This window comes from Elusimicrobiota bacterium (genome assembly GCA_041658405.1).
Classification (GTDB): Bacteria; Elusimicrobiota; UBA5214; order JBBAAG01; family JBBAAG01; genus JBBAAG01.
On record JBBAAG010000111.1, the window covers coordinates 1 to 7,926 of the forward strand.

General features: G+C 40.4%; 8 protein-coding genes. All 8 read right to left on the bottom strand.

All coding sequences use genetic code 11. The annotated features are described in order from the left end of the window. Positions 1–392, bottom strand: a 392-nt coding sequence (locus WC955_12565; protein MFA5859886.1) for a hypothetical protein, incomplete at its 3' end; no start/stop codon positions are given. Positions 393–400: 8 nt separating this feature from the next. After that, positions 401–1,336 carry an RluA family pseudouridine synthase gene (locus tag WC955_12570; protein MFA5859887.1) on the bottom strand — a complete coding sequence of 312 codons (936 nt, stop codon included), beginning with the start codon at positions 1,334–1,336 and terminating at the stop codon, positions 401–403. Continuing rightward, on the bottom strand, positions 1,333–2,115 hold the full coding sequence (gene lgt / locus WC955_12575; GenBank protein MFA5859888.1) for a prolipoprotein diacylglyceryl transferase: 783 nt from the start codon (positions 2,113–2,115) through the stop codon (positions 1,333–1,335). The genes WC955_12570 and lgt overlap by 4 nt, the downstream gene beginning before the upstream one ends. 12 nt (positions 2,116–2,127) lie before the next feature. Next, on the bottom strand, positions 2,128–2,592 hold the full coding sequence (gene lspA / locus WC955_12580; GenBank protein MFA5859889.1) for a signal peptidase II: 465 nt from the start codon (positions 2,590–2,592) through the stop codon (positions 2,128–2,130). Continuing rightward, positions 2,589–5,390 carry an isoleucine--tRNA ligase gene (gene ileS / locus WC955_12585; protein MFA5859890.1) on the bottom strand — a complete coding sequence of 934 codons (2,802 nt, stop codon included), beginning with the start codon at positions 5,388–5,390 and terminating at the stop codon, positions 2,589–2,591. The genes lspA and ileS overlap by 4 nt, the downstream gene beginning before the upstream one ends. 17 nt (positions 5,391–5,407) lie before the next feature. Further along, positions 5,408–6,490 carry an S-methyl-5-thioribose-1-phosphate isomerase gene (mtnA, locus tag WC955_12590; GenBank protein ID MFA5859891.1) on the bottom strand — a complete coding sequence of 361 codons (1,083 nt, stop codon included), beginning with the start codon at positions 6,488–6,490 and terminating at the stop codon, positions 5,408–5,410. Then, on the bottom strand, positions 6,487–7,305 hold the full coding sequence (gene proC / locus WC955_12595) for a pyrroline-5-carboxylate reductase (protein ID MFA5859892.1): 819 nt from the start codon (positions 7,303–7,305) through the stop codon (positions 6,487–6,489). Before proC ends, mtnA begins: the two co-directional genes overlap by 4 nt. Before the next feature lie 11 nt (positions 7,306–7,316). Next, a partial coding sequence (locus tag WC955_12600) for a sigma-70 family RNA polymerase sigma factor (GenBank protein MFA5859893.1) occupies positions 7,317–7,926 on the bottom strand: 610 nt, incomplete at its 5' end.

Consider the following 7,926-nt stretch of genomic DNA (forward strand, 5'->3'; position numbering starts at 1 on the left):
ATAATATTAGTTGATTGTTTAAATTCAGCAATATCCTTTTTTACGGTATCAACTTTAATATTTATCACTTGAACATTGTCGTACAATACAATATAGTTTGTAGTGAGTTCATCCAACGGAACTTTAATATCATTCTGTACAATATTTCTAAAGTCAACCAACGCTTTATGCAAGACATCTATATCTTCACCTAACCCGTCAATTTCTTCCGTAAAACGTTTTTCAAACGCTATCCGCGCTTCCTTTTCTTTTGCTGAAGCAGACTGTTGCTGTACCGCTGCAGGTGATGAAGCTGTAACAGTAGAAACAGTGGATAACTTGGTTTCCGCATCAAGAAAAGTTATTGATGCAGGTATCAACACAATTATTAACGTCCAAATAACATTTTTCATATATGTTATTATACCAAAATCCTAACTTTTTTTCCTTGATTGACTCGTTTTATGAGTAATTCAAAATCTTCCGGTAAGGGCGACACAAATTCCATTCTTTGTTTTTTCCGTGGATGAATCACTGACAATTTCCACGCGTGTAACATCGGACGTTCTGCCAGCATAGAATCTTCAGGGAACCTGTTATAATCGATATCCCCTACTATAGGATGCCCTATAGACACGAAATGCACGCGTATTTGATGTGTACGTCCTGTCTTAGGTTTTGCTATCACAACTGTATACTTTCCAAGGTTGAACATTACCGAGTATTCAGTTACAGCATCACGGCTGTTTAATGAACTTACTTCCATAACTTTACGGTTTATTAAATTACGCCCTATCGGCGCATCAATAGTCCCACGGCGTTCTTCAAATACGCCATGTACAACCGCAAGATACGTTTTTTCTACTAAACGCTTCTCAAACTGTTTTATCAATGCATACCTCGCTGGTTCAGTTTTAGCTACAATAATAGTCCCTGAGGTCCCTTTATCCAGCCTGTGCACGAGTCCCGGGCGGTAAAGTTCATCACCCACCGGCAATTGTTTGTAACGATATACCAACGCGTTTGCTAAAGTCCCTGTTTTATTCCCGCATGCTGGATGAACCACCATCCCTGCGGGTTTATTTATGACCACAATATCGTTATCTTCATAAACAATATCTAATGAAATATTTTCCGGCACGACTGCAGTTGGAATATTCTCTGGAAATTCAACTTCTACAGTTTGCCCTTCACTCAGGATAGACGAACTCTCGACACTGCGATTATTCACCAATACCATCTTTTGGTTTATCAGCATTTGAAAAAAACTACGTGAGTAATCCTTGTTATTCTCAGCTAAAAAACGGTCAACTCTTTTACCACTATACTCCGGCTTAACAACTAAAACACGCTTCATTGTCTTAGATCCTTCTGCGGTTTAACAATTTTTTTTGTCATATACACGCTTATCACCAACGCAACTGCAAACACAACAACCGATACCACCTGAGTAACTGACAACCCGGCAATACCAACCCCGCGGTCGTCACCTCTCAAAAATTCAATAAAATACCTGAAACACGAAAACATCATAAGGTACTCAATCAACAACTGCCCTTTATACCTTTTTTTACCTCTACGTAACCACAGTGCCAAGAAAATACAGAAATCTCCGATTGCGGAATATACTTGTGCGGGATGCAACGGTATCCCCGTTGGTGCTAGTGAGTTTTCATTGGTAAAAACAATATGCATAAAAAACCCTGTTGGTTTGCCATAACAACAACCCGCGAAGAAACATCCAATCCGTCCCATCGCATGCCCAACCGCAACTGCCGGCGCGAAGTAATCAAAATATTCAAAGATACTGATCTTTTTTATCAAAGCAAATACAACCCCGGCAAGTATCCCGCCAATAAGCCCACCATGGAAATACAATCCGCCTTCCCATAACGCCAGTACTTTTAACGGTTCTTTGAGGTAGTATCCTAAATTCATTATCACATAAAATATCCGCGCACCTATCAGAATACCGAGTATGATACAAAATATTAGGTCGTATACAAGATTATCGTCAACCTTATCTTTCCGTGTCTGAACCAGTACCACCCATGCAGCAACCATCAAGCCAATCGCATAAAACAAACCATAAGTATAGAAAGTTACGGATCCGAGCTTTAACAATATTGGGTACATACAAAAAATCCCCTACTTTGCCTTGTTTAAAAATAATAAATGTATTATCCACAAACCTATTCCAATAGATATTGCGATATCAGATACATTAAACACCGGGAAAACCCGAAAATCAATAAAGTCTACTACCACTCCTCGAAACAAGCGGTCAACAAAATTACCACCCGCACCACCAAATATAAACCCTAACGTTATTTGAAAATACACGCTACTTGTCTTTTTCAATTCGTGGTATAGGATAGTAAACACCAAGATTGCTGCAATAACAAATAACCACCTGAACCCCTGCAGCATACCAAAAGCAGCACCGGTATTTTCTGTGTATGACAAATACAGAAATGGTAATATGGTTATGTATTCTACTGGTTTAAGCAAACTCACTGCCAAGACTTTGGTTACCCTATCCAGCAATACAATAATTAAGCTTGTTAGAATACACGGCAAATACTTATACACCGTTGTAATCAACCGTATCATTTACAACCCCTGACAACTTCATGACAACGGTCACAGAGTTCAGGATGATCCTCATGTTTACTTACACTATGCGAATAATTCCAGCATCGCACACACTTTATACCATCTGCTTTACTTATTTTAATCATCACATCGCCTTCACCTTTACCACGGAATATAACAACACTAGAACTTATAGTTATCATCGGCCATTGGTGTTCATATTCTTTAATAACACAGAATTCTTCATCTGAAAACGATGTTATTTCCACTTTAGCTTCCAAAGAACTGCCAATAACTTTCTCCTGCCGCATTTTTTCCATCTCAAGATTAACTTTTTCCTTGATCTTACGTATAACTTCCCATTTTGCAGCAAGCGGTTTATTCAACCATTCAGGCTGTGCTGTCGCAAACCCGGACAAAAACACGCTTTCTTCCAGGCCCGCACCGGCTTTTTCAACTTTTAACGTTTGCCACACATCTTCTGCGGTAAATGATAACATCGGCGACATGGACTTAACCAAAACCATCAGTGTCTGATACATTACCGTCTGCGCACCACGGCGTTCAACACATCCAGGACCGAAGGTATACAACCTGTCTTTCAGGATATCCAGATAAAAATTACTGAGGTCAAAAACGCAATAATCATGCACAGCACGTAGAACTTTATTGAACTCATAAGCTTCGTAATACCTAGTAACTTCAGTTACAAGCATATAAAGTTTATGAAGCATATATTTATCTATATCCCACAAGTCAGAACACTTTACACAATTATCTTCAGGGTTATAATCACACAAATTCCCTAACATAAACCTATAAGTATTCCTTATTTTTCTGTATGTATCCGCCAGTTGTTTCAGTATCTCTTCGGAAATACGTATATCTTCGTGATAATCCGAATTTGCTACCCATAACCTGAGGATTTCGGCACCATACTTCTTAATAATTTCCTGTGGTGCAATAACATTACCTAACGACTTATGCATTGCACGCCCGTTGCCATCAAGCACAAACCCGTGTGTAATCACGGCCTTATACGGTGCAGTGTTGTGCAATGCAACCGCCGGAATTAACGATGTCTGGAACCATCCTCTATGCTGATCACTACCTTCTAAATACACATCTGCCGGAAATGTGAGGTTAGCATCTGTCCTTAATACCGACTCATGGGATACTCCGGAATCAAACCATACGTCGATTATATCCTCACCTTTCTTAAACTCATTATGGCCGCACGCGCATTTAATCCCTTGCGGGAGTAATTCACCTACATCTTTTTCATACCATACATTCGTGCCGTACTGTGTAATCAGTTTTTCAATATTTTCCAGCACCTTATCATCCATCAACGGAGTATTACATTTTTGGCAGTACATCACAGGTATCGGTGCACCCCAAAAACGTTGACGCGAAAGACACCAGTCCGGGCGTGACGACACCATTCCTTTTATACGATTTAAACCGTAGTCAGGAATCCAATGAACCCTGTCAGTTTCAGCTAATAACTTTTCACGTAAACCCTGATAGTCCACATTAAGAAACCACTGTTCCGTAGCGCGGAAGATAACAGGTTTTTTGCATCTCCAGCAATGCGGGTACGAATGATTAGCCTCACTATTATGTAACATAACATTCTGTTGTGTTAAATCCGCAATAATATTTGCATTCGCTTCAAACACTTTTTGGCCTTCATACTTTGGAACTTCATTTGTGAACTTACCATACGCATTTACCGGAGCGAAGATCGGCAGGTTGTATTTCAAGCCAACTTCATAATCATCATCCCCATGCCCCGGAGCAATATGGACAATCCCTGTACCATCTTCTAAACTAACATATCCTGCCAGTACACCGACTGAGATTTTTCCTTCAATCACAGGATGTATGCATTTAATACCTTCCAAGTCCTTACCCTTATATTTTTGCAGCACTTCAATATTACCTGCGTGCAACACTTCCGCAATTTTGGGTAACAGGTATTCTGACACTATAAGATTCTCATTCCTTCCGTCATTCAATTTTAAAGCAACGTTTACATAATCAAACTCCGGATTGAACGCTAAAGCTACATTTGCGGGTAAAGTCCACGGTGTGGTGGTCCAAATAAGAACCGCTGCTACCGGTTGAACTTTACTACCCACACCTTCGTTTATTACAGGAAACTTTACATACACCGACGGTGAACCATGATCCTGGAATTCAATTTCAGAATCCGCAAGCGCGGTCTCGCATTGTACACACCAGTATACCGGTTTTTTTCTGCGATAAATATACCCGTTTTTTACTAGGTTACGGAAACTACGGTATATTCCACCCTCATATTTCGGCGACATTGTAATATACGGATTCTCCCAATCAGCTGTTATACCAAGACGTTTGAAATCGTTGCGTTGCAAGTCAATATATTTCTGCGCATAGACCTCAGCGTCTTTCCTAAACTTTACGCGGTCAATTGAGCGTTTATCAATCTTTTTTTCTTTCATCAGATTCTGTTCAATCGGCAACCCGTGGCAGTCCCAACCCGGGATATAGGGAGTATGATAACCGCACAATGATTTGTACTTAACCACCATATCTTTCAATATTTTGTTTAACGCATGCCCAAGATGAATCGGCCCATTGGCATACGGCGGCCCATCGTGAAGTACAAACTTTTTCCCTCCGGTATTATGTTCCAGCATTTTTTGGTACAGCCCAATTGACTCCCAGTACTCCAGAAACTGTGGTTCACGTACAGGCAGGTTCGCTTTCATTGAAAACTTAGTCTCCGGCAAATTCACCGGATATTTATTAACTTTTTTATCTTCCGCCATTGATTTACAACACTCCTTCACTTTGCATATAAATGCTTAACCCTGTATTTTCCTAGATTTCTTTGATACGGTTTTTGTATAACACCGCATTCCGTAACGATTCCTGTTATATACTTACCCGGTGTAACATCAAACGCCGGGTTTAGCACACTGGTATCAGAAGAAGTAACGTATACACCCCGTATTTTTCTTACTTCATCATCACTACGGTACTCAATCTTGATTTCCTTGCCATTACTCATCCCTAAATCTATAGACGAAAACGGCGCTGCGATATAAAACGGCACATTATTTTCTTTTGCCAGTATTGACAACGAATATGTCCCGATTTTATTAGCAGTATCACCGTTTGCAGCAATACGGTCCGCTCCAACGATTACGAAATCCACCATTTTTTTTGACATAAAATATCCTGCCATATTATCACAAATAAGAGTATGTTTCACACGATGTTGTTGAAGTTCCCATGCAGTAAGCCGCGCGCCTTGCATATACGGCCGGGTTTCATCCACAAAAACGTTTTCTACACAATGTTCTTTCGCTAACTGTAGTACCACACCCAGAGCTGTACCATACGCACCGGTTGCTAACGAGCCAGTATTACAATGTGTCAGGATGTTATAGCGTTTACCCTTTTTTTTATTAAACCACTTTGCACCGTTGATACATATCAGCCGGTCAGTTTCTATGTTTTCGCTTACAACCTTATCCGCTTCTGTTTCTACGATATTCTGTAATTCACGCACATTACCCTTTACTTTTCCTACAGCATTTTGTGTTTCATTAAGTATGCGGGTGCAACACCATTTTATATTCACTGCCGTTGGACGGGTTGATATCAATATTTCAGCAACTTTATTTAGGTTATGCATTAACTCTTCAACACTATTACATTTACTTGTATTAACAAATTGTTTGAACGCATACGCAGCAGTAATTCCCAACGCAGGCGCACCGCGGACAGTCATATTCCTGATAGCTTCTGCAACTGAATTTAAATTCTTACAGGTAACATATACGACTTCCCAAGGAATTATACGCTGGTCTAAGAGTAACAAATTGCCGTTTTGGTATAACACCGGCAAAAAACGCTTTTTCATTTGCTGCCTAACACTTTTGCGCGTTTTTCCGCCGCCGTTACTGCGTTTATAAATCTGGTTAACCAGTCTTTAGATTCCAAATATTTTATTGCCGCTTCAGTCGTACCCCCGGGAGAAGTAACTTTCTTACGCAGCAAAGTTGCTGGTAAGGCTTCTTTCCACGCCAACATTTTACCAGCACCGTGTATTGTGTTAACAACAAGTTGCACTGCAATATCTTTTGGTATACCAAGTTTCACCGCTGCCTCTGTCATCCCTTCAGCCAGATAAAACACGTATGCCGGCCCAGAACCTGACACGGCAGTAACTGCATTCATTAGCCGTTCCGGCAGTTCCGCAGAGTATCCCATAGAATTAAATATATTCAGTACAGTTTTGATATCACTATGCTTTGCTTTTTTACCTTTACACACCACTGTTGCACCTAAACAAACCATAGCAGGTGTGTTTGGCATTACACGCACAACACGCGGCCGGTTACACAATTTATTTTCTATAAACACAGTCTTGATCCCCGCAGCAATGGATATAACCAAATGCCTTGGTGATATGCCTACCGATATATTTCCCAGTACATCACCCATCTGCTGAGGTTTTACTGCTATTATAAGTACTGACGTTTTTTTTAATAACCGACTGTATTCTTTAATAACCGTTACGCCATATTTTTTTGCGATATACTTTGTTCTTTCTTCTGAAATATCGTTTATAAATAAAGAATCGGGATTTACTAATCCCGCGTTTATGATACCGCGGATAATAGCTTCCGCCATATTACCAGCTCCAATGAATCCTATATTCTTAAGTTTCAACAAAATAATTTAACTTAACCTTTCTCGTTGATTTCAAGATATTCCTTGAGCAACCTGCTTCGCACCGGATGACGCAGTTTGCGTATCGCCTTTGCTTCAATCTGCCTTACGCGTTCACGCGTTATACTAAATATCCGCCCGACTTCTTCCAATGTCCGTGGATACCCTGTCCCTACGCCAAAACGCAATTTAATGATTTCAGCTTCACGCTGGGTCAGCGTTGATAACGCACGTTCTATTTCGTTACGTCTTAGATAATCCAACGCAATAACCGGCGGTGAATCCGTACTTTTATCTTCAATAAAATCCTCGAGATACGAATCCCCGTCTTCCCCTATCGGCATAGCCAGGGATAACGGCTCCTGCCGGATTGATAACACAACACGTATCTTATCACGGGGAATACGTAATGACTTGACATACTCTTCAAACATAGGATCCCGCCCTTTTTCCTGGCGGTACTTACGTGCGACCTTATCAATCCTTGAGATCAGTTCTTTCATATGAACAGGGATACGAATCGTTCTTGACTGATCAGCAATTGCGCGATTGATTGACTGACGGATCCACCATGTAGCATAAGTTGAAAACTTAAACCCGCGTTTGTACTCAAACTTTTCAACT

Coding starts and splice junctions, on each gene's coding strand:
- WC955_12570 (MFA5859887.1), bottom strand. CDS start 1,336: ATGAAGCGTGTTTTAGTTGTTAAGCCGGAGTATAGTGGTAAAAGAGTT.
- lgt (MFA5859888.1), bottom strand. CDS start 2,115: ATGTACCCAATATTGTTAAAGCTCGGATCCGTAACTTTCTATACTTAT.
- lspA (MFA5859889.1), bottom strand. CDS start 2,592: ATGATACGGTTGATTACAACGGTGTATAAGTATTTGCCGTGTATTCTA.
- ileS (MFA5859890.1), bottom strand. CDS start 5,390: ATGGCGGAAGATAAAAAAGTTAATAAATATCCGGTGAATTTGCCGGAG.
- mtnA (MFA5859891.1), bottom strand. CDS start 6,490: ATGAAAAAGCGTTTTTTGCCGGTGTTATACCAAAACGGCAATTTGTTA.